The following is a 19,567-nucleotide window of genomic DNA, read 5'->3' as shown; positions in this document are numbered from 1 at the left end:
TGGGGTTATAGCTATAAAAAAAGCGCCATATAGGCGCTTTTCAATTAACTTATAGGTAATTCACTTATAATCCAGCGTCGGCTTTAAGTGCCTGTGCTTTATCGGTCGCTTCCCATGGGAATTCATTGCGACCAAAGTGGCCGTAAGCCGCTGTAGGCTGATAAATCGGACGTTCTAAATCAAGCATTTGAATTAAACCATAAGGACGTAAGTCGAAATGCTTGCGGATCAGTTCGATTAAACGCGTTTCGTCTAATTTGCCGGTGCCAAAGGTTTCAACACTGATGGAGGTTGGCTCGGCAACGCCAATGGCATAAGACACTTGGATTTCGCATTTATCGGCCAGGCCGGCCGCGACTATATTTTTAGCAACGTAACGTGCTGCGTAAGCGGCAGAGCGGTCCACTTTCGATGGATCTTTACCTGAGAATGCGCCACCACCGTGACGTGCCATACCGCCATAAGTATCAACGATGATTTTACGACCAGTTAAGCCGCAATCCCCCATCGGGCCACCGATCACGAAGCGTCCAGTGGGGTTAATGAAGAACTTAGTCGCATCGGTAATAAGCTCTGCCGGTAGCGTTGGTTTGATAATGGTCTCCATGACCGCTTCAACCAAGTCATCTTGCGCAATAGAATCGCAGTGTTGCGTTGACAGCACGACGGCATCGATACCAACGGCCTTGCCATTCTCATAAGCAAAGGTTACCTGTGACTTGGCGTCTGGACGTAACCAGGGTAATTCACCATTTTTGCGCACTTCGGCTTGGCGTTGTACCAAGCGGTGTGAATAGGTAATGGGCGCTGGCATGAGCACGTCGGTTTCATTACAGGCATAACCAAACATCAAGCCTTGGTCACCTGCACCTTGCTCTTCTGGACGAGCGCGGTCAACACCTTGATTAATATCAGGAGACTGCTTACCAATGGTGTTTAGAATTGCACATGAGTCGGCATCGAAGCCCATATCGGAATGGGTGTAGCCGATTTCACGCACGGTTTTGCGCGTTAACTCTTCAATATCGACCCAAGCACTGGTTGTGACTTCACCACCGACCATCACCATACCGGTCTTCACATAGGTTTCGCAGGCTACACGGGCATGGGGATCTTGCGCCAAAATAGCATCGAGTACCGCATCAGAAATTTGGTCAGCGATTTTATCCGGGTGTCCTTCAGACACAGACTCAGAAGTAAATAAATGTTTTGCCATAAGTTTCTGCTCACAAGTATCGCGCTTCCCAAGATCATACCAGCCACTGGGTTGAGCGCAGCATAAATTAAGGCGCGTATTCTAGCTAAATCACAGGTGATTTCCTAGCTTTTTACGCCTAGACGTCTAAATAAAATTGATTGTATAGCGGTCTTTTGACCTTTATTGCTTGGTGTTTTTGTACTCTTTTAGTTATCAGTATTTTTATTCGTTATGAGTAATTCTAAAGTTACTCGTTCGATGCCCAATTTTTAATTGCAGGGGGCAGATGAATAAGTAAGAATGGGCTTTCGTCTTATTCTTTACCCGCGCCAGCATGAGCGCGAGTGAAGCCCCAGCGCAAATACATTTAAAGGTAGGAGAATTCATGCCATCACGCAAAGAACTTGCAAACGCCATTCGCGTGCTTTCCATGGACGCGGTTCAACAAGCTAAATCAGGTCATCCGGGTGCCCCGATGGGCATGGCCGATATCGCCGAAGTACTGTGGCGCGATTATCTTAAGCATAACCCGAGCAACCCTAACTGGGCTGACCGTGACCGATTTATTCTCTCAAATGGCCACGGTTCAATGCTGATTTATTCGCTTTTACACTTAAGCGGCTATGATCTTCCTATTGAGGAAATTAAAAACTTCCGTCAGCTTCATTCAAAAACTCCGGGCCACCCTGAATACGGTTATGCTCCGGGTATTGAGACTACTACGGGCCCGCTTGGACAGGGGATCACCAATGCGGTAGGAATGGCAATCGCGGAGAAAGCCCTTGCTGCTCAATTTAATCGCGCTGACCATGAAATTGTTGATCACTATACTTACGCTTTTATGGGCGACGGCTGCTTGATGGAAGGGATTTCTCACGAGGCGTGTTCGCTTGCAGGAACTCTAGGCCTTGGTAAGTTGATTGCGTTTTGGGACGACAACGGTATTTCTATTGATGGTGAGGTTGAAGGCTGGTTTAGTGACGACACTCCCGCGCGTTTTGAGTCTTACGGCTGGCACGTGGTCCGTAATGTGGATGGTCACGATAGCGAGGCTATTCGCGCTGCTATTGATGAAGGCCGCGCCCAAGGTGACAAGCCAACGCTTATCTGTTGTAAAACAGTGATTGGTTACGGCTCTCCGAATAAATCAGGAAGCCATGATTGCCACGGTGCACCGTTGGGCGATGATGAAATTAAAGCTGCTCGCGAGTTCTTAGGTTGGCCTCATGACGCCTTTGCGATTCCTGATGATATCTATCAACAGTGGGACGCCAAAGAGAAGGGCACGCAAGCAGAGCAAAGTTGGCAGGATAAGTTTGCGGCATACAAAGCGGCATACCCTGAGCTTGCTGCGGAGTTTGAACGTCGCCAAAATGGTGAATTGCCTGCTGATTGGGCCGAGAAGTCACAAGCCTATATTGAGCAGTTACAAGCAAACCCTGATAGCCCTGCAACACGTAAGGCATCGCAAAATGCCTTAAATACCTTTGGCCCCATGCTACCTGAGTTTATGGGCGGCTCAGCCGATTTGGCAGGGTCGAACTTAACGATTTGGAGTGGTTCAAAAGGCCTTAGTAAAGACGACGCGTCAGGTAACTATATTTTCTATGGGGTGCGTGAATTTGGCATGTCCGCCATTATGAATGGTATTGCCTTGCACAAAGGTTTCATTCCTTACGGTGCAACCTTTTTAATGTTTATGGAGTATGCGCGTAATGCGGTGCGCATGGCCGCTCTTATGAAGACGCCTAGCATTTTCGTTTACACCCACGATTCCATCGGCCTGGGTGAAGATGGACCGACTCACCAACCGGTTGAGCAAATGGCGAGCCTACGTTATACACCGAATCTAGTGAATTGGCGTCCATGTGACCAAGTTGAATCAGCCATTGCGTGGCAGCAAGCGATAGAGCGCAAAGATGGGCCAACGTCGCTGGTCTTTACGCGTCAAGGTCTTGCTCAGCAAGCACGCGATGCGCAGCAGCTTGCTGATGTGAAAAAAGGTGGGTATGTATTAACCTGTGATGGCGAGCCAGAAGTTATCCTGATTGCCACAGGCTCGGAAGTACAACTTGCTATGGATGCAGCTTCTGAGCTTCGCGCTCAAGGTCGTCAGGTACGCGTGGTGTCTATGCCATCAACGGACTTGTTCGATCAACAAGACGCACAGTACAAAGAAAGTGTCCTACCCAGCAGTGTGACTCGCCGTGTCGCCGTAGAGGCAGGCATTGCCGACTTCTGGTACAAGTATGTTGGTTTGAATGGTAAAGTTATCGGCATGACTAGCTTTGGTGAATCAGCGCCAGCGGGCGAATTGTTTAAGCACTTTGGCTTCACCGTAGACAATGTGGTTGCGGCGGCCAACAGTCAGTTTTAAATAATTAGAGACGTAAAAAAACCCGCGAACTTCGCGGGTTTTTTGTTTGAAGATAAGCCTGTATTAGCAGTTTGTTTCTTCTGCACCGGCGTTTTCTTTAACATTCTCACACGCGTCTTCGACCGCGTTTTGAGTGTCTGTGATCGCCTCATCAATCTTTTCACCTGCCTCTTCGGCACCGCCACTGTCTTCACAGCCCATAGCGAATACTGCGGCAAATAATGTAGCGATAAATGCTTTTGTTGCTGAATGATTAAACATAGAACTCTCCTTAGATATTAACTCTTTAAATCTGGATTCAAAAAACGTGTTTTGGTTGCGGTCGCGGGTTTTATCCCGCCTGTGACCGCTTGTGCTGTAAAACTAATAACTACCTTGGCGCTTTACCACGAATGGCGCCAGCAACAAGGGAGATAACCAGCAGTACCAAGAATACAAAGAAAATAATTTTAGCGATGCCAGCGGCTGCACCAGCAATGCCACCGAAACCTAAAAGTGCTGCGACCAAAGCGATAACTAAAAATGCAATTGACCAACCTAACATAATGTACCCTCCATAGATTTGCGTTTCGGAATATACGTTGCTAAGTCCATGCCAACTTTTAAAGTGTTGATTTTAATGGGTTTGTTGTTTTTTGTGCTCTAGAGGAAAAGAAAAGCTTTCACTGTTTGTGTAAAAGATACAGATTAATTTTATGTTCATAGAACAAGCACTTGGGCAGGTGTTGAATACTGAGGAGGTGGTTTATCGGCACCAGAGTCCAGTCATCAGCAGCCATGCCACTTATGATTGTTTTAGAGGCCTCTACTCTTCCTCGGTTACACTTTTTTTATCGGCCTGCGCAAGCCGAATTGTGCGCTGCTGCACTAGCTGAGATAAAGGCACAAGTTGGAAACCTTCGCCCTCGAGCTCTTGCAATGCCTGTTGCAAAAAGGCAAACGTTTCGGGGTAGGGGTGAGCAATTGCAACTGCGTAGTCATACTTATCGGCGAGAGTCTTTAGCTGCTCAAAACGATAACGTAGTTGCTGCTCGGTGGTGATATTATCGAGAAAAACATGGCGAGCAATATTGCTGACACCGTATAGCCCGGCAATTGTTTGCGCTTTTGAATTGGGAGTTGTTTTACTGTCGAGAAAAAACAAATCCTGCTCTTTTAGCACTTCCATAGTCCAGCTCATCGGCGCATTTTGCTGGGTTAGCAGCGAGCCCATGTGATTATTGACGCCGCGCGCATTGGGTAGGCTGGCTAATGCCTTGCGTAGCTCGTGTTGGAAAGCTTCTTTTGACATATCCATTGTCAGCCCCCCAGGCCCTAACGCTTTACCGTTTATAGCTTGCATGGGGGCATGCAAAAGCACCTCTTTATCTAAGGCCCCTGCCTGTTGAGCAAAGTGAGTGGCGTAAGGAGTAAAAGGGAGCACCGAGTAAGTTACAGCGCCAGGCAAGTGCAAGGCAGCCATGTCATTACGATGATAGCCTATGTCATCAATGACAATAGCGATTTGCTTCGCATGTACTGGTGATAAGAGCACCAGCACACACAACGTAGTCCATATTAAAAAGCGCACAATGTGTTTTTATCTTTGTTGATGATTAGTGTGCAGGCCCGTGCTAAAAGCCGAGCCTGCGTTTTTATTGTTCTAATAGTTGCTGAGCTTTTAGTAATTGTTTATCAAGCAGTGCGGTTAAGTTTTTATGCGCACTTTGCCCCTCAGCTAAGCTGATTATAACTTCTTTATTTGATTGCGAAAGGGCAGGTTGCAATATCGGCACATCAGGAACGATGCCAGTCCCCTCAATGGACACGCCAGAGGGGGTATAGTACTTCGCTGTGGTCAGCTTCAAAGCACTGCGGCCATCGCCTAAGGGGATCAATGACTGCACCGACCCTTTACCATAGGAGCGAGTCCCTACCACGGTTGCCCGGTCATTATCCTTGAGCGCGCCGGCAACAATTTCTGCAGCGGAAGCTGAGCCCTCATTGATCAGCACGACCATGGGGGCGCCTTGAATTATGTCCCCAGCTTTTGCTTCAAAGCGTTGATTAGCCTCCACAAAGCGACCTCGAGTGGAGACAATAACACCTTGAGACAAAAATAAATCGGCAATGGCAATGGCACTGTCGAGGGTACCGCCTGGGTTGTCACGCAGGTCAATAAGCAAACCGTTGAGTATGGCGCCGTTGGCGTTTTGCATCATGGTGATGTGACGCGCGACATCATGAAAACTATGATTGTTGAAGCTATTAATACGTAAGTAGCCCATGCCATTGGCCTTGAGCTCACTGGCGACGCTTTCAATGTGGATAGGCTGACGGGTAAGCTGAAAGTCGAGGCGTTGTGAATGGCCTGCGCGAGCAACGGCTAAATGCACTTGACCATCTTCACGACTGCTGATCAGAGCAGAGACTTCTTCTAAAGTAGTATTATTCACCTTAGTGCCATTGATAGACACGATAACGTCACCACGTTGTAAGCCAGCGGCCCGGGCGGGTGAGTTGGGTAGGGCGGAGATCACCACTACATGTTTGTCACGCTGTTCTACTTCGATTCCCAGGCCCTTGTATTGGCCATTGGTGACATCGAATAATCGTTTTAACTCTTGCTCATCAAGGAACTCGCTATATGGATCAAGCTCTTGTAATAAACTGCTGAGTACATGTTGGTCTAACTTGTCGCGGTCCACTTCCTCAACGTAGTAGTTGTTGATGTGAAAAAGCACTTCATCGAGTTGGCTGTCCTTTGCCAATGAAGCAGGCGCTAGTACCACTAAGGCTAAAAAACTGAGCCCTAGTAACAAGCGCTTGTATAGGTAAGTTGTGAATACAAACATCGGCTGCCCCCTTGAGGTGCAGCCTCTATTCAATTAGGAGGACTTGCACCATGTCGTTGGGTTAACGGCACGTCCTTTGTGGCGTATTTCAAAGTATAGACCAGGATCAATTTGACCGCCGCTCTGGCCTACTAAAGCGATTGTTTCGCCTTTATAAACTGGATCGCCCACTTCTTTAAGTAATGCTTGAGCGTGGCCGTATAGGCTCATATAACCCTTGCCGTGATCGACCACCATGACCCAACCAAAACCTCTTAGCCAGTCAGCAAAGACCACTTGGCCATCCTCTATACTGGTTATACTGCTCCCTTCACTGGCTGCGATCACCACCCCTTTCCAATTGAACCCTTGGCGTTTACGGGTGCCAAAGCGGTGGGTAAGCTTACCCCGTGTCGGCCAAGTTAATTTTCCTTTGCTGCTACCCAGACCTAACATAGCTACTTGGCGGTCTTTACTGCGCTCTAGCTCCGCTAGGGTATCCAGTAAGGTCTGCTCATTATCTTTTAAATACGCTATCGAGCTTTGCAGTTGATTTAATTTACCTTGTAGCTCTTGGACCTGAGATTGACGTTGTGCTTTAGCTGCAACTAATTGCTGTTGCTGCTGTTGTTCTTGCTCGCGTAGCTTCGCCAGTTGTTGTCTGTTTTGTTGCAGCGCTGCTTGGTTTTGCGCTATTTCACGCATTGTCTGTTGTAACGCTTCAAGCTGTTGCAAACGAGCTTTGTTGAAATAGTCGTAATAGCTAATGGTGCGCTCTAACTTGGCTGTGTCTTGTTGGTTTAACAGCATCTTTGAATAATCATGCCCACCCACCATGTAGGCGCTCTTTACTTGGGCTGCAAGTACTTTATCAAGCTTTTTACGACGCGACTCCAGCTGTTCAGCCTGTTGTTGTAACTTTTGGTGTTGCCGTTCGTTGTCTGCGAGCTTGTTATCGAGCGCACGTAACTCCTTTGCATTTACAGCGATAGCTTGCTCTGAGTTCTTGAGTTGGCTCTGTAACTTATCCAGCGAGCGTTGCTGCTGCTGATAATTCTGTTGGCTCTTTTTTAATTCTTGTTGGACTTCGGTTAAGTCTTGCTTGGTGCGGTTCTCGTTAGCAAAGCTATTGAAGCTTAGGAACGCCAAAAGTGTCGCGCACAGCAGCGACACCTTTTGACGTTTGTGACTCAATAAAACCATCGGCATCGAGGTTACTTAAGACGCATGATGGGTGAACCAGTCATTTCTTCTGGCTGCTCCATGCCCAGTAGATGCAACATAGTGGGAGCTACGTCACTGAGCGTTTTGCCATCAATAGCTTGAGCATCACGGCCAACGTAAATGAATGGCACAGGCTCGCTGGTGTGGGCGGTATGCGCTTGACCAGTCTGTGGGTTTACCATTTGCTCGGCATTACCGTGATCGGCGGTAATTAAGGCCTCGCCACCGACTTGCTCTAACGCTTCCACCACGCGGCCAATACAGCTGTCCACCGCTTCACAAGCTTTTACGGCTGCTGCAAATACGCCTGAGTGGCCAACCATATCGCCATTAGGATAATTACACACAATGACGTCATACTTGTTGCTTTGAATAGCCGCCACTAGTTTGTCGGTTAGCAATTGAGAGTTCATTTCTGGTTGTAAGTCATAGGTAGCAACATCCGGCGAGGGGATAAGCTCACGGCTTTCACCATCAAACTCTTGCTCCCGACCGCCGCTGAAAAAGAAGGTCACATGAGCGTACTTTTCTGTTTCTGAAATGCGTAATTGTGTTTTGTTATGTTTGGCAAGCCACTCACCCAGCACATTATTGAGTGGCTCTGGTGGAAATGCCACAGGCGCCTTGATGTCTGCAGCATACTCAGTCAGCATAACGAAACCGCTTAATTGCGGCGCTTTCTTTTTACTGAAGCCGTTAAATTCGGCATCAACAAAAGCGCGACTCATCTGCCGCGCTCGATCCGCTCGGAAGTTCATAAATAACACTGCATCACCATCATTGATGGTTGCGGGGCTATCGCCAATGGTTGTTGCTTTTACAAATTCATCATTCTCATCACGCTCATAGGCTGCATGCAAAGCTGACACTGCATCTACGGCTTGATAGTCAGCTTCGCCGAGGACCATTAAGTTATAGGCACTTTCGATGCGATCCCAGCGATTATCACGATCCATAGCGAAGTAACGCCCAACAACACTGGCGATACGACCTTTACCGAGGCGAGCGAAGGTTTCATCGATGCGTTTAAGTGATGCTTCAGCGCTGCGTGGAGGCGTATCACGACCATCTAAAAAGGCATGCACATAAATATGCTCAGCGCCGCGCTCGGCAGCCAGCTCAATAGCGGCAATAATATGTTCTTCGTGGCTATGGACGCCACCTGGGCTTAACAGCCCCATCAGATGGACTGCTTTGTTCGCTGTTACGGCATTATCTATCGCAGTGGTAAGCGCTTTATTATCAGCAAATGTTCCATCGTCGATGGCTTTGGTAATGCGGGTAAAATCTTGATATACCACACGCCCAGCACCGAGGTTAACATGGCCTACTTCAGAGTTGCCCATTTGCCCATCAGGCAAACCAACATCCATACCAGAACCGGAAATCAGAGTGTGCGGGCGCTGTTCCCAAAGCTTATCTAAAACGGGGGTGTTGGCGGCTAAAATCGCATTACTTTCGCTGTTTTCACGGTAACCCCAACCGTCCAGAATCATCAGTACGAGAGGTTTCTTTGGCTGTGTCATTGGATCTCCTGCTAGTGTCGGCACGACAAATGAATTGCTTGATAATAATTATTAAGAATACAGCTCTATGGATGTTCACTGTGACCACAGAACTGCGCTCTTATAATGTATCCTACCGTTTTTTATCCGCCTTAGCAGTAGAAAATATTTCATCAATTGGTAAGTCGAAGGCAAGTGTGTATACTTGTGCCGCCCGCAAGGTTTGAACAATACAGTAAGACGTATGGAACAATACATAGAATTTATCGGAAACCATCCTATTTTAAGCATCATTTGGCTAGCGATTGTCGCGATGTTGATATCGGGGTGGTTTAAAAGTAAGTTTTCTGCCATCAAGCAGATTAATCCACAGCAATTAACCCTTTTAGTGAATCGTGAAGATGCCGTAGTAACGGATATTCGCGCGCAAAAGGACTACAACGCTGGGCATATCTCTAATGCCGTGCACCTGAGCGCTGAAAAAGCAAAGCAGGGTGACTTTAGTGCGCTTGAAAAGTACAAAAGCAAACCCATTATATTGGTATGTGCGACAGGCATGACGGCTTCGGGTATTGCCAATGGCTTGAATAAAGCAGGCTTTGAAAGCGTATTTATTTTGTCAGGTGGAATGCAATCTTGGCAAAGCGCAGGTCTGCCTGTGGTATCAGGCCGATAACTTTATTAGGAAGCATTTATGAGTAACGTTGTATTATACACTAAAGCCTATTGCCCCTTTTGTCAGCGTGCGAAAGCCTTGCTGGATAAAAAAGAGGTAACTTACACTGAGTTTGATATTGGTGTACAACCAGAGCTACGCGATGAAATGCTCACCCGCGCAAATGGCGCGCACACGGTGCCGCAGATTTTCATTGGTGAGCATCATGTGGGTGGCTGTGATGATATGATGGCGTTAGAAGCCAGTGGTGAGTTAAACACCCTGCTATACGCGTAATTGCTTGCGAACATATATGCTGCCGCGTCCTCACGCGGCTAATTTATTGCAAAAAGAATATTGATAGGAACAACAATGGAAGAACAAAATCAAGGCGCAGCACAAGAACAACAGGCGCAATTCTCTATTCAACGTATCTACACCAAAGATATCTCTTTCGAGACACCTAACTCACCTGAAATTTTCCAAAAAGAATGGAAGCCTGAAGTAAAGTTAGATTTGGATACTCGCTCAAACAAACTTGATAACGGTATTTTTGAAGTTGTATTAGCGTTAACTGTTACAGCAACGCTAGGTGAAGAGACGGCTTTCCTTTGTGAAATCCAGCAAGCAGGTATTTTCGCTATTGGTGAAATGGAAGAGGTGCAAACAGCACACATGCTTGGCGCTTTCTGCCCGAATGTATTATTCCCGTATGCGCGTGAAGCCGTATCAAACTTGGTGAACCGTGGTACTTTCCCACAACTGAATTTGGCACCAGTGAATTTTGATGCGTTATTTGCCCAGTACATGCAGCAACGTGCTGCTGAGCAAGCTGACGCATAAGTCATGACCACTTCAGCATCCAGCGCTGTAACGGTTTTAGGGGCGGGGTCTTATGGCACCGCCCTTGCTATTTGTTTTGCTCGAAACGGTCACAAAGTGACTCTTTGGGGACGCAACAGCGATCATATACAGCGTTTAGCCGATGAGCGAAAAAATCAGCAGTACCTCGGTGATATCGCTTTTCCTGATAGCCTAGAGATGCAAAGTGATTTGCAAACAGCTGTTGCCAGTAGCGACATCGTTTTGGTGGTCGTACCTAGCCATGCTTTTGCGGATCTATTGCAGACCATCGCACCCATGCTACGTAGCAATGCCAAGGTTGCCTGGGCAACGAAAGGTTTGGAACCGAACACCGGTCGTCTCCTTCAAGATGTTGCTAAGCAGCATCTTGGCGAAGATATGGATTTAGCGGTGTTATCGGGGCCAACCTTTGCTAAAGAAATGGCCGCCGGTCTACCTACCGCTATTTCCGTATCGGCCACCAGTGATGAGTTTTGTGAACGCTTATCGGGTTTGTTGCACTGTGGACGCTCGTTCCGGGTTTATCGAAACAATGATTTCATTGGTATCCAATTAGGTGGGGCGGTGAAAAATGTTATTGCGATAGGCGCCGGGATTTCTGATGGCTTTGGTTTTGGTGCCAATGCTCGAACCGCGTTGATCACACGTGGGCTTGCGGAGTTATGCCGATTGGGTTGTGCACTGGGTGCCAAATCGGAAACCTTCATGGGCATGGCAGGTTTAGGTGATTTGATTCTTACCTGTACCGACAATCAATCGCGCAACCGTCGCTTTGGCTTAGCTTTAGGGCAGGGGCTCGATGTCGACTCTGCGCAGCAACAAATAGGCCAGGTTGTAGAAGGGTACCGTAACACCAAAGAAGTGTATATGCTGGCTAAACGCAGCGGTATCGAGATGCCAATTACTGAGCAAATTTACCAAGTCTTATATGAAAATAAGAACGTAAAAGAAGCTGCTATGGCTCTTTTAGGGCGCGAGCAGCGTGCAGAGTGAGCACTAAAAAGCGCCAATGCAACCACATGGCGCTTTTTTTATGAGCAAATTCGACTATATTGGAAAGGGATTCCCAACGGATTAATACCATGGCACAGGCGAAAAAAGCAGATAGCGAACGCCGCAGTGGTCAAAGGACGTTTCGCGAACATTATGCGAACTTGACCGGCGAACAGGTAGATAAGGTATATGCGCTCACCAAAATGGGCTTTGAGCTCGAGTTTGTTCGTACCATCAGTAAACACCGGCGGTTGGCGGTGCTGCGCCGCGATGATGAATTGGTCAGCGTCAATCACACTGGCGAGTGTAACTTTTCTCCACAGATCAACTTGCGCAGTGATTCTTAGCCTCTTAACATGCAGGCACAATCAAGTTAATAAACGAAAAACATGGATATAGATGATCTGGGCGTATGCAAACAGGCGCAGCAGTTGCCGTGTTCGCATTATGATGAGCGTCCGCAAAGTGAAGTGTCCTTACTGGTGATTCACTGCATTTCACTGCCTGAGGGCCAGTACGGTACACCCTATATTGATGATTTATTCGCAGGGCAGATCGATTGCCAAGCACATCCGAGTTTTTCCTCACTCGCAGGCGTGAGTGTGTCAGCGCACTGCTTGATCGATCGAAATGGGAAGTTACGCCAATATGTGCCATTTACCCAACGTGCTTGGCATGCTGGAGTATCACAATTCGAAGGGCGCCAGCGGTGTAATGACTTTAGCATCGGCATTGAACTAGAAGGCACCGATAAGTCCACCTACACCCAAGCGCAGTATCTCACTTTGGCACAATTAACAAAAAGCTTATTACGTACCTATCCGCATTTGAATAGACAGCGCATTGTGGGTCACAGCGATATTGCTCCCGGGCGAAAAACAGACCCCGGCGAAGGCTTTGATTGGGAACATTTTTTTGACCTTACTTTTGCCCAAGATTGCGATAAACTAAGGTCAACTTAAGCGAGCAAAGTAGTCGCCATGACTTTGATATCTATCTTATTTGCATTAATAGCTGAACGCTTAGGCGCTCGCTCAGCGCGTTGGCAAATAGCGACTTATGCGCACTGGTATGAGCGCAAAAGTGCGCCCCTGTTGTCGCGTTTGCAACAGCTGCATAACGGCATTGGGCTGATGCTGTGGTTACTAGTGCCAACCTTAGTTATTGCTGCTTTTGTGCACGCGAGTGATTTTATTCTGTGGCAATTAGCGGTCAATACGTTGGTCATACTCATCTGTTTTGGTTGCGCGCACATGCGCGCGAATTATAAGGGCTACCTCAATGCTTTGACCCGAGACGATGGTGAAGCAGCCACTTTATATGCGTTGCAAATGGGACAAAAACGTACTGAAAATGAAAGCGGTGGTGAAACCTTTGCGCAAACTTTAGCGTGGGTCAATTTTCGTTTTTATTGTGCGGTGATTTTTTGGTTTGTTGTTTTGGGCGCACCTGGGGCCGTTTTTTATGCCTTGGTACGGACTTGTGTAGATGATAGTGAGCAGACATCCCATCCTCTATCAAAACAGCATACATTGTTAGTTCGTGTCGGTCATTGGCTTGAATGGCCTGCCGCACGAATTGCCAGTTTGGGCTACTTGGTGATTGGCAACTTTAGCAAAGGTACGCAATGTTGGTTGCGCCATGTGCTTGATTTTAGAGTCAGCAATCGTCAGGTTATTACCGAAACAGCCTTGGCTGCTGAACAGATAGAACTGGCTCACTATGGCTGCACCATCGAAGCGCAGTGCATGATCCGCTTAGTAAAACGCAATGTGTTATTTTTCTTGGCACTGATAGCCTTACTTACTTTGTTTGGCGGCCTGTCGTAACTCCCTCTATCAGCGTTTTATTTTTGCGCACCCCTTACACTCAGAGCGCGAGTCGATTACAATAGCCGCCATTCTTCTTAGACCTGTGTCTGCTTTGATGGCGGTAGTCTGTAATTATGGCAATAAAGCTTGCGATTAACGGCTTTGGGCGAATAGGGCGTAACATTTTACGCGCTTTGTATGAGAGTGAACGTCGCCACGAGTTCGAGATTGTGGCAATCAATGAATTGGCCAAACCTGAGGGCATAGCCCATCTACTAAAATATGATACTGCCCATGGGCGGTTTTCCTTTCCTGTCGAGCTTCGTGAGCAAGCTTTAGTCGTTGATGGTGATGAAATCGCCTTGTACTGCGAGCAAAACCCGAGCGCTTTGCCTTGGCACCAACATGACGTTGACATCGTTTTGGAGTGTTCCGGGGTTTTCCATTCCCGTGAGGATGCGCAAAAGCACCTTCAGGCAGGCGCTAAAAAAGTATTATTTTCTCAACCCGCAGATGCTGATGTTGATGCAACGATTATTTATGGCATCAACGATGATGTGCTTCACAGTGAGCAACGCATTGTTTCCAATGGCTCGTGCACAACAAACTGTATTGTTCCGGTGATTCAAGTATTGGATGATGCTTTTGGCATTGAGTCAGGCGCTATCACCACTATTCACGCGTCTATGCACGACCAACAAGTGATCGATGCGTATCACGATGATTTACGACGTACCCGGGCGGCTAGCCAGTCTATTATTCCAGTGGATACTAAGCTAGCGCGTGGCATTGAACGTATTTTACCCAAATTTCATGGCCGTTTTGAAGCGATAGCCGTACGTGTTCCAACCATCAATGTGACGGCAATGGATTTGAGTGTCACCGTAAATACTGATGTTTCTCTAGATGATGTTAACCAAGCGATTGCTAAGGCTGTACATGGGCGCTTGGCAGGTATTTTGGATTATACCGAGGAGCCATTGGTATCTGTTGATTTTAACCATGATCCCCATTCTTGTATCATAGACGGTACACAGACACGGGTTAGTCATAAACGGTTGATAAAGTTATTGGTATGGTGTGACAACGAGTGGGGGTTTGCCCATCGTATGTTAGATACCAGTGCAGCCTGGATGCGCCAATAAACGCAAATGAATAAAACGTATAACTAAGGAGAAGAGAATGTCGGTCATTAAGATGGCGGATTTAGATTTAGCCGGAAAGCGGGTGCTGATCCGTGAAGACCTCAATGTGCCAATCAAAGACGGTAAAGTAAGCTCAGATGCGCGTTTGCGTGCAGCGCTACCAAGCATTAAGCTCGCCCTTGAAAAAGGCGCTAAAGTGATGATTATGTCTCACCTTGGCCGTCCTACCGAGGGAGAATATGACCAGGCTTATTCACTGGCTCCTGTAGTTGACTATCTTAACGACGCCTTGTCACAAAATGTCCGTCTTGCCACAGATTACCTTGATGGCGTAGAGATTGGCGACAACGAAGTGGTTGTATTTGAAAATGTGCGCTTCAATCAAGGCGAAAAGGCCAATGATGAGACCCTCGCAAAACAACTTGCAGCGTTGTGTGACGTATATGTGATGGATGCCTTTGGTACCGCACACCGAGCACAAGCTTCAACCCACGGCGTAGGTCTTCACGCCCCAATCGCCTGTGCAGGCCCCTTACTTGCGGCTGAACTCGAGGCACTCGGTAAAGCACTAGATAACCCGAAGCGTCCGTTAGTTGCGATTGTGGGTGGCTCGAAGGTATCGACCAAGTTAACCGTGTTAGACTCACTGTCGAACGTCGTTGACCAATTAGTGACAGGGGGCGGTATTGCCAATACCTTTATTGCTGCAGCTGGTCATCCGGTAGGTAAGTCTTTGTACGAACAAGACCTTATTAGCGAGGCTCAAAAACTCACAGAGACCGCTCGCAGTAATGGCGGTGATATTCCGGTGCCTGTGGATGTGGTTGTCGGCAATGAATTTTCAGAGTCTGCGGTCGCGCAACTCAAAGAGGTTGCCGATGTCACCGAAGAAGACATGATTTTTGACATTGGCCCCGATACCGCTAAACAGCTTGGCGATATTATTGCGCAAGCGGGCACCATTGTATGGAATGGTCCAGTGGGCGTGTTTGAATTTGATCAGTTTGGTAATGGCACTCAAAGCATTGCCAAAGCCATAGCCGAATCATCAGCGTTTTCTATTGCTGGCGGTGGTGACACCTTGGCGGCCATCGATAAATACAATGTCGCGGATAAAATTTCTTATATATCCACAGGTGGTGGAGCCTTCTTGGAGTTCCTTGAAGGGAAAAAACTACCCGCAGTTGCTATGCTTGAAGAGCGAGCAAAATAACGAATAATCACCAGGCCGGCCTCTCTCACTTTGCCGGCCTTGTGTTTTGGGCATTAAGCCCTCGCTTGGGAAACCAAGCTTCATCCCGTTCAAAAACCAGATAGTCTCGGTGCTATCAAAAATTGGAGATAAGCGAAATGGCTTTGATCAGTATGCGTCAACTACTCGACCATGCAGCAGAAAATGGTTATGGCGTGCCAGCCTTTAACGTTAATAACCAAGAGCAAATGCGTGCCATCATGGAAGCGGCTGATAAAACAAACAGCCCAGTGATTGTGCAAGGCTCAGCTGGTGCACGTAAATATGCAGGTGCCCCATTCATTCGCCATATGATCCTTGCTGCGGTAGAGGAGTGGCCTCATATCCCAGTGGTTATGCACCAAGATCATGGTACGTCTCCTGGCGTGTGTCAGCGCTCTATCCAGCTTGGCTTTTCATCGGTCATGATGGACGGCTCATTACTTGAAGATGGTAAAACGCCTTCATCTTATGAGTACAATGTTGATGTAACCCGTCGTACCGTCGAAATGGCTCATGCTGGTGGTGTATCGGTAGAAGGTGAGCTGGGCGTACTTGGCTCTCTAGAGACCGGTGAAGCAGGTGAGGAAGACGGTATCGGCGCCGAAGGTAAGCTGACACAAGATCAACTGCTTACTGACCCAGAAGAAGCGGCGGATTTCGTTGCTAAAACCAATGTCGATGCCTTGGCTATTGCTTGTGGCACGTCACATGGTGCTTATAAGTTCACCCGCCCACCAACAGGGGACATTCTTGCTATCGATCGTATCAAGGAAATTCACGCCCGTATCCCTAACACTCACTTGGTTATGCATGGTTCATCATCCGTACCACAAGAGTGGTTAGCGATTATCAATGAGTACGGTGGTGAGATCCCAGAGACCTATGGTGTGCCTGTTGAGCAGATTGTCGAAGGTATCAAGCATGGTGTACGTAAGGTGAATATCGATACCGACTTACGTTTAGCTGCAACAGGGGCTATTCGTCGCCACCTCGCGCACAACACCGCTAACTTTGATCCGCGTAAATACCTAGCAGAGGCAACGAAAGCGATGACGGAAATTTGTGTTGATCGCTATCAAGCTTTTGGCACAGCAGGCCAGGCCGACAAGATTAAGCCTATCTCGTTAGATGATATGCACCTTCGTTATTTAAACGGCGAACTGGATGCAAAAATAAAATAGTCGCGTTCACCACTTTAATGAGCCTCGCATAAGCGGGGCTTTTTTATGGATCACTATTTTACTGAGTGGATCATAGTGGGATCAGATTTTTATCAACTGCACTGATTATGGGATCACGTTCTTACGCGCTGCTCAGGCAATGAAACTATATGTGGTTGATATTCAAACAAGGTTTGAGCGATATTTATACACATAAAGAACGTCACTTGGTAAGAGTGTGATCTCAGGGCAGATCAATGGGTAAAACTCTGATCCACTGATAGCCAACTTGGTATAAATCTGATCTTGTAAAGGCCCAGTTGGTAAGGCGATGATCCTTGCTATTACGGCTCCTAACGTCTTGATCCCAAGTTTAATTTTGCAGCATTTCCATTGAAGGTGTACGCTTTCATAAAATTGTCACAAAAAGTCATAATAATGACATCAGTAAATTCAGTTCAATAAAGCGAAAGAGATAAACGGAATGTCACGTAAAGTTCTTGTGGTCGATGATGAAGCGCCCATCCGCGAAATGCTGGTGTTTGTTTTAGAACAGAATGGTTTTCAAGCCATTGAAGCTGAGGATTACGACTCTGCCATAGCAGCCATGGTAGAGCCCTACCCAGATATGGTATTACTGGATTGGATGTTGCCCGGAGGCAGCGGTATTCAGATTGCGAAGAAATTTAAACAAAACGATCATACCCGCGCAATTCCCATTATTATGCTCACCGCCCGAGGTGAAGAAGAAGACAAGGTGAAAGGCCTTGAAGTGGGAGCTGACGATTATGTGACTAAGCCATTCTCTCCGAAAGAATTAATGGCACGCATTAAAGCCGTTATTCGCCGTGTGGCGCCGACATCACTCGAAGAGGCTATCGAAGTACACGGCTTGCGTTTAGATCCTATTTCTCATCGTGTGACATCCGATGGCAGCGAGTTGGATATGGGACCTACCGAATTTCGCTTGCTACACTTTTTTATGACCCATCCTGAGCGAGTATATAGTCGTGAGCAGCTACTGGATCATGTATGGGGAACTAATGTTTACGTTGAGGATCGCACCGTTGATGTGCATATTCGTCGCCTGCGTAAAGCAATTGCTCCCATGGGACATGACCGCTTAGTACAAACTGTGCGTGGTGCTGGTTATCGTTTTTCTAGCAAGGTATAACTATCTTTATTGCTCATTGCATCGGCATCAAGCCGATGACACATTGTTTTAAGTAGAGCGAATCTATGTACCGAGTGGTTAATAAACGCACACTTACCAAGCGTTTAGTTATCTTTTTCCTGCCTTTATTGTTGATAGGCGTGCTAGTAGGCGCGCCTTTTTTGCTTCTATTTTTGGGCGCTATCACATTGTTGCTGTGGCATTATCGCCAGCTTTATCGCCTTAGTGATTGGCTTATTAACCAACGTAGCTTTAATCCGCCCGAGGGAGAAGGGGCTTGGGAGCAGGTTTTCGAGGGAATTTACCAGCTCCAACAACGCAACCGTAAAAAGCGCAATGAGCTGGCTGACTTGATCCGTCGTTTCCGCGAAGGGGCCGAAGCCGTGCCTGATGCTGTGATTGTGCTGCAACAGGACTTCAGTATTGTCTGGTGTAACCAATTAGCGCTGCGGTTATTGGGCTTGCAGTGGCCCACTGATCACGGTCAGCGTATAGATAACCTTATTCGACACCCCAAATTTAGCCGCTATATGCAGCAGCACCAATTCAACGATGCCCTTGAGCTTGATTTAACCCACACCGGTGAACAAGTGTTGGAATTTCGGGTGATGCCCTACGCACAATCACAGATCATGATGGTGGTCCGTGATATTACTCGCCTTAAGCAATTGGAGCAGATGCGTAAAGACTTTGTGGCCAACGTATCACATGAGCTGCGTACACCTTTAACTGTGGTTACCGGCTACTTAGAGATGCTTGATGGCGACAACTTACCACCGCCAGCGATGTGGGATAAAGCCCATGGCACGATGATTGAGCAGTGTCAGCGAATGGATAGCTTGGTCAATCAGTTGTTGTCGCTGTCGCGAATTGAAGGAGCACGCAAACACGACAATGATAAACCAGTCAACGTGCCGAAAATGTTGGAAGTTATCGAAACAGAAGCGACATCGTTGAATCAAGATAAAGGCCACCGCCTGTATTTTGATGTCGATAGCAGTTTAGATATCGTTGGCGCTGCTGATGAGCTGCGCAGCGCGTTTTCAAACCTGGTATTTAATGCCGTGCATTACACCCCCGATGAGGGAGAAATTACGGTGCGTTGGTATCGCCAAGACGGTCAAGCGGTCTTTAGCGTGACCGATAATGGTGAGGGCATCGCACCTGAACATATCAACCGTTTAACCGAGCGCTTTTATCGAGTGGATAAAGCGCGAAGCCGGAAAACGGGGGGCTCTGGCCTCGGTCTGGCTATTACCAAACATGTGTTGTCGCGTCACGACTCACACCTGCATATTGACAGTGTCGTCGGTAAAGGCTCATGTTTTTGGTTCGCCTTTGAACCAAGTTGGTTAGTACCAGCACAAGAACACGTACAAAATTAGCAAAGTCATAAAACTGTAATACTCAAGTA

General features: G+C 47.4%; 20 protein-coding genes. 13 read left to right on the top strand and 7 right to left on the bottom strand.

Annotated elements, in window-relative coordinates; genetic code table 11:
* Window positions 1-64 precede the first annotated feature (64 nt).
* Entirely contained in the window at window positions 65-1,216 is a 1,152-nt protein-coding gene (gene metK / locus W04_RS03110; RefSeq protein WP_022943373.1) for a methionine adenosyltransferase, read from the bottom strand.
* Between the two features lie 367 nt (window positions 1,217-1,583).
* Here metK and tkt point away from each other — a divergent pair, with 367 nt between their 5' ends.
* Window positions 1,584-3,575, top strand: coding sequence for a transketolase (tkt, locus tag W04_RS03105; RefSeq protein ID WP_053909766.1), 1,992 nt, complete (start codon window positions 1,584-1,586; stop codon window positions 3,573-3,575).
* A 63-nt stretch (window positions 3,576-3,638) separates the two neighbouring features.
* Here tkt and W04_RS03100 read toward each other — a convergent pair whose 3' ends face one another.
* From W04_RS03100 to gpmM, 6 genes are all read right to left on the bottom strand, one after another.
* A complete protein-coding gene (locus tag W04_RS03100; protein WP_022943375.1) occupies window positions 3,639-3,836 on the bottom strand; it encodes a hypothetical protein in 198 nt (65 codons plus the stop codon).
* 109 nt (window positions 3,837-3,945) lie between these two features.
* Window positions 3,946-4,119, bottom strand: coding sequence for a DUF1328 domain-containing protein (locus W04_RS18675; RefSeq protein ID WP_022943376.1), 174 nt, complete (start codon window positions 4,117-4,119; stop codon window positions 3,946-3,948).
* A gap of 261 nt (window positions 4,120-4,380) precedes the next feature.
* Window positions 4,381-5,145 carry a divergent polysaccharide deacetylase family protein gene (locus W04_RS03095; protein ID WP_051034422.1) on the bottom strand — a complete coding sequence of 255 codons (765 nt, stop codon included), beginning with the start codon at window positions 5,143-5,145 and terminating at the stop codon, window positions 4,381-4,383.
* Window positions 5,146-5,209: 64 nt separating this feature from the next.
* On the bottom strand, window positions 5,210-6,409 hold the full coding sequence (locus W04_RS03090) for a S41 family peptidase (RefSeq protein ID WP_022943378.1): 1,200 nt from the start codon (window positions 6,407-6,409) through the stop codon (window positions 5,210-5,212).
* A 33-nt stretch (window positions 6,410-6,442) separates the two neighbouring features.
* Window positions 6,443-7,597, bottom strand: coding sequence for a murein hydrolase activator EnvC (locus W04_RS03085; RefSeq protein WP_306341146.1), 1,155 nt, complete (start codon window positions 7,595-7,597; stop codon window positions 6,443-6,445).
* A gap of 5 nt (window positions 7,598-7,602) precedes the next feature.
* A complete protein-coding gene (gene gpmM / locus W04_RS03080; protein ID WP_053909765.1) occupies window positions 7,603-9,138 on the bottom strand; it encodes a 2,3-bisphosphoglycerate-independent phosphoglycerate mutase in 1,536 nt (511 codons plus the stop codon).
* A 223-nt stretch (window positions 9,139-9,361) separates the two neighbouring features.
* On the opposite strand from gpmM, the gene W04_RS03075 reads away from it, so the two are divergent.
* From W04_RS03075 to phoR, 12 genes are all read left to right on the top strand, one after another.
* A complete protein-coding gene (locus W04_RS03075; RefSeq protein ID WP_022943381.1) occupies window positions 9,362-9,793 on the top strand; it encodes a rhodanese-like domain-containing protein in 432 nt (143 codons plus the stop codon).
* A gap of 18 nt (window positions 9,794-9,811) precedes the next feature.
* The gene (grxC, locus tag W04_RS03070; protein WP_053909764.1) at window positions 9,812-10,069 is read left to right on the top strand and encodes a glutaredoxin 3; all 258 of its coding nucleotides are present in this window, start codon (window positions 9,812-9,814) and stop codon (window positions 10,067-10,069) included.
* 75 nt (window positions 10,070-10,144) lie between these two features.
* Window positions 10,145-10,615, top strand: a complete 471-nt coding sequence (secB, locus tag W04_RS03065; protein ID WP_022943383.1) for a protein-export chaperone SecB — start codon at window positions 10,145-10,147, stop codon at window positions 10,613-10,615.
* Window positions 10,616-10,618: 3 nt separating this feature from the next.
* The gene (gene gpsA, locus W04_RS03060; RefSeq protein WP_053909763.1) at window positions 10,619-11,629 is read left to right on the top strand and encodes an NAD(P)H-dependent glycerol-3-phosphate dehydrogenase; all 1,011 of its coding nucleotides are present in this window, start codon (window positions 10,619-10,621) and stop codon (window positions 11,627-11,629) included.
* Window positions 11,630-11,718: 89 nt separating this feature from the next.
* Window positions 11,719-11,976, top strand: a complete 258-nt coding sequence (locus W04_RS03055) for a hypothetical protein (RefSeq protein ID WP_022943385.1) — start codon at window positions 11,719-11,721, stop codon at window positions 11,974-11,976.
* A 42-nt stretch (window positions 11,977-12,018) separates the two neighbouring features.
* On the top strand, window positions 12,019-12,591 hold the full coding sequence (gene ampD / locus W04_RS03050) for a 1,6-anhydro-N-acetylmuramyl-L-alanine amidase AmpD (protein WP_053909762.1): 573 nt from the start codon (window positions 12,019-12,021) through the stop codon (window positions 12,589-12,591).
* Between the two features lie 18 nt (window positions 12,592-12,609).
* Window positions 12,610-13,458, top strand: a complete 849-nt coding sequence (gene ampE, locus W04_RS03045; protein WP_053909761.1) for a beta-lactamase regulator AmpE — start codon at window positions 12,610-12,612, stop codon at window positions 13,456-13,458.
* Window positions 13,459-13,574: 116 nt separating this feature from the next.
* Complete coding sequence (gene epd / locus W04_RS03040) at window positions 13,575-14,585, top strand: erythrose-4-phosphate dehydrogenase (RefSeq protein WP_053909760.1); 1,011 nt, start codon at window positions 13,575-13,577, stop codon at window positions 14,583-14,585.
* Between the two features lie 37 nt (window positions 14,586-14,622).
* Window positions 14,623-15,798 carry a phosphoglycerate kinase gene (locus tag W04_RS03035; RefSeq protein ID WP_053909759.1) on the top strand — a complete coding sequence of 392 codons (1,176 nt, stop codon included), beginning with the start codon at window positions 14,623-14,625 and terminating at the stop codon, window positions 15,796-15,798.
* 137 nt (window positions 15,799-15,935) lie between these two features.
* Window positions 15,936-17,000, top strand: a complete 1,065-nt coding sequence (fba, locus tag W04_RS03030; RefSeq protein WP_053909758.1) for a class II fructose-bisphosphate aldolase — start codon at window positions 15,936-15,938, stop codon at window positions 16,998-17,000.
* A gap of 463 nt (window positions 17,001-17,463) precedes the next feature.
* Entirely contained in the window at window positions 17,464-18,153 is a 690-nt protein-coding gene (gene phoB / locus W04_RS03025; RefSeq protein ID WP_022943391.1) for a phosphate regulon transcriptional regulator PhoB, read from the top strand.
* A 65-nt stretch (window positions 18,154-18,218) separates the two neighbouring features.
* The gene (gene phoR / locus W04_RS03020) at window positions 18,219-19,538 is read left to right on the top strand and encodes a phosphate regulon sensor histidine kinase PhoR (RefSeq protein WP_053909757.1); all 1,320 of its coding nucleotides are present in this window, start codon (window positions 18,219-18,221) and stop codon (window positions 19,536-19,538) included.
* The last annotated feature ends 29 nt before the right edge of the window (window positions 19,539-19,567 follow it).

It is taken from the genome of Pseudoalteromonas sp. SW0106-04, from assembly GCF_001293805.1.
GTDB classification, from domain to species: domain Bacteria; phylum Pseudomonadota; class Gammaproteobacteria; order Enterobacterales; family Alteromonadaceae; genus Pseudoalteromonas; species Pseudoalteromonas ruthenica.
This window is presented reverse-complemented; position numbering and strand designations above follow the sequence as displayed.

Coding starts and splice junctions, on each gene's coding strand:
- metK (WP_022943373.1), bottom strand. CDS start 1,216: ATGGCAAAACATTTATTTACTTCTGAGTCTGTGTCTGAAGGACACCCG.
- tkt (WP_053909766.1), top strand. CDS start 1,584: ATGCCATCACGCAAAGAACTTGCAAACGCCATTCGCGTGCTTTCCATG.
- W04_RS03100 (WP_022943375.1), bottom strand. CDS start 3,836: ATGTTTAATCATTCAGCAACAAAAGCATTTATCGCTACATTATTTGCC.
- W04_RS18675 (WP_022943376.1), bottom strand. CDS start 4,119: ATGTTAGGTTGGTCAATTGCATTTTTAGTTATCGCTTTGGTCGCAGCA.
- W04_RS03090 (WP_022943378.1), bottom strand. CDS start 6,409: ATGTTTGTATTCACAACTTACCTATACAAGCGCTTGTTACTAGGGCTC.
- W04_RS03085 (WP_306341146.1), bottom strand. CDS start 7,597: ATGCCGATGGTTTTATTGAGTCACAAACGTCAAAAGGTGTCGCTGCTG.
- gpmM (WP_053909765.1), bottom strand. CDS start 9,138: ATGACACAGCCAAAGAAACCTCTCGTACTGATGATTCTGGACGGTTGG.
- W04_RS03075 (WP_022943381.1), top strand. CDS start 9,362: ATGGAACAATACATAGAATTTATCGGAAACCATCCTATTTTAAGCATC.
- grxC (WP_053909764.1), top strand. CDS start 9,812: ATGAGTAACGTTGTATTATACACTAAAGCCTATTGCCCCTTTTGTCAG.
- secB (WP_022943383.1), top strand. CDS start 10,145: ATGGAAGAACAAAATCAAGGCGCAGCACAAGAACAACAGGCGCAATTC.
- gpsA (WP_053909763.1), top strand. CDS start 10,619: ATGACCACTTCAGCATCCAGCGCTGTAACGGTTTTAGGGGCGGGGTCT.
- W04_RS03055 (WP_022943385.1), top strand. CDS start 11,719: ATGGCACAGGCGAAAAAAGCAGATAGCGAACGCCGCAGTGGTCAAAGG.
- ampD (WP_053909762.1), top strand. CDS start 12,019: ATGGATATAGATGATCTGGGCGTATGCAAACAGGCGCAGCAGTTGCCG.
- ampE (WP_053909761.1), top strand. CDS start 12,610: ATGACTTTGATATCTATCTTATTTGCATTAATAGCTGAACGCTTAGGC.
- epd (WP_053909760.1), top strand. CDS start 13,575: ATGGCAATAAAGCTTGCGATTAACGGCTTTGGGCGAATAGGGCGTAAC.
- W04_RS03035 (WP_053909759.1), top strand. CDS start 14,623: ATGTCGGTCATTAAGATGGCGGATTTAGATTTAGCCGGAAAGCGGGTG.
- fba (WP_053909758.1), top strand. CDS start 15,936: ATGGCTTTGATCAGTATGCGTCAACTACTCGACCATGCAGCAGAAAAT.
- phoB (WP_022943391.1), top strand. CDS start 17,464: ATGTCACGTAAAGTTCTTGTGGTCGATGATGAAGCGCCCATCCGCGAA.
- phoR (WP_053909757.1), top strand. CDS start 18,219: ATGTACCGAGTGGTTAATAAACGCACACTTACCAAGCGTTTAGTTATC.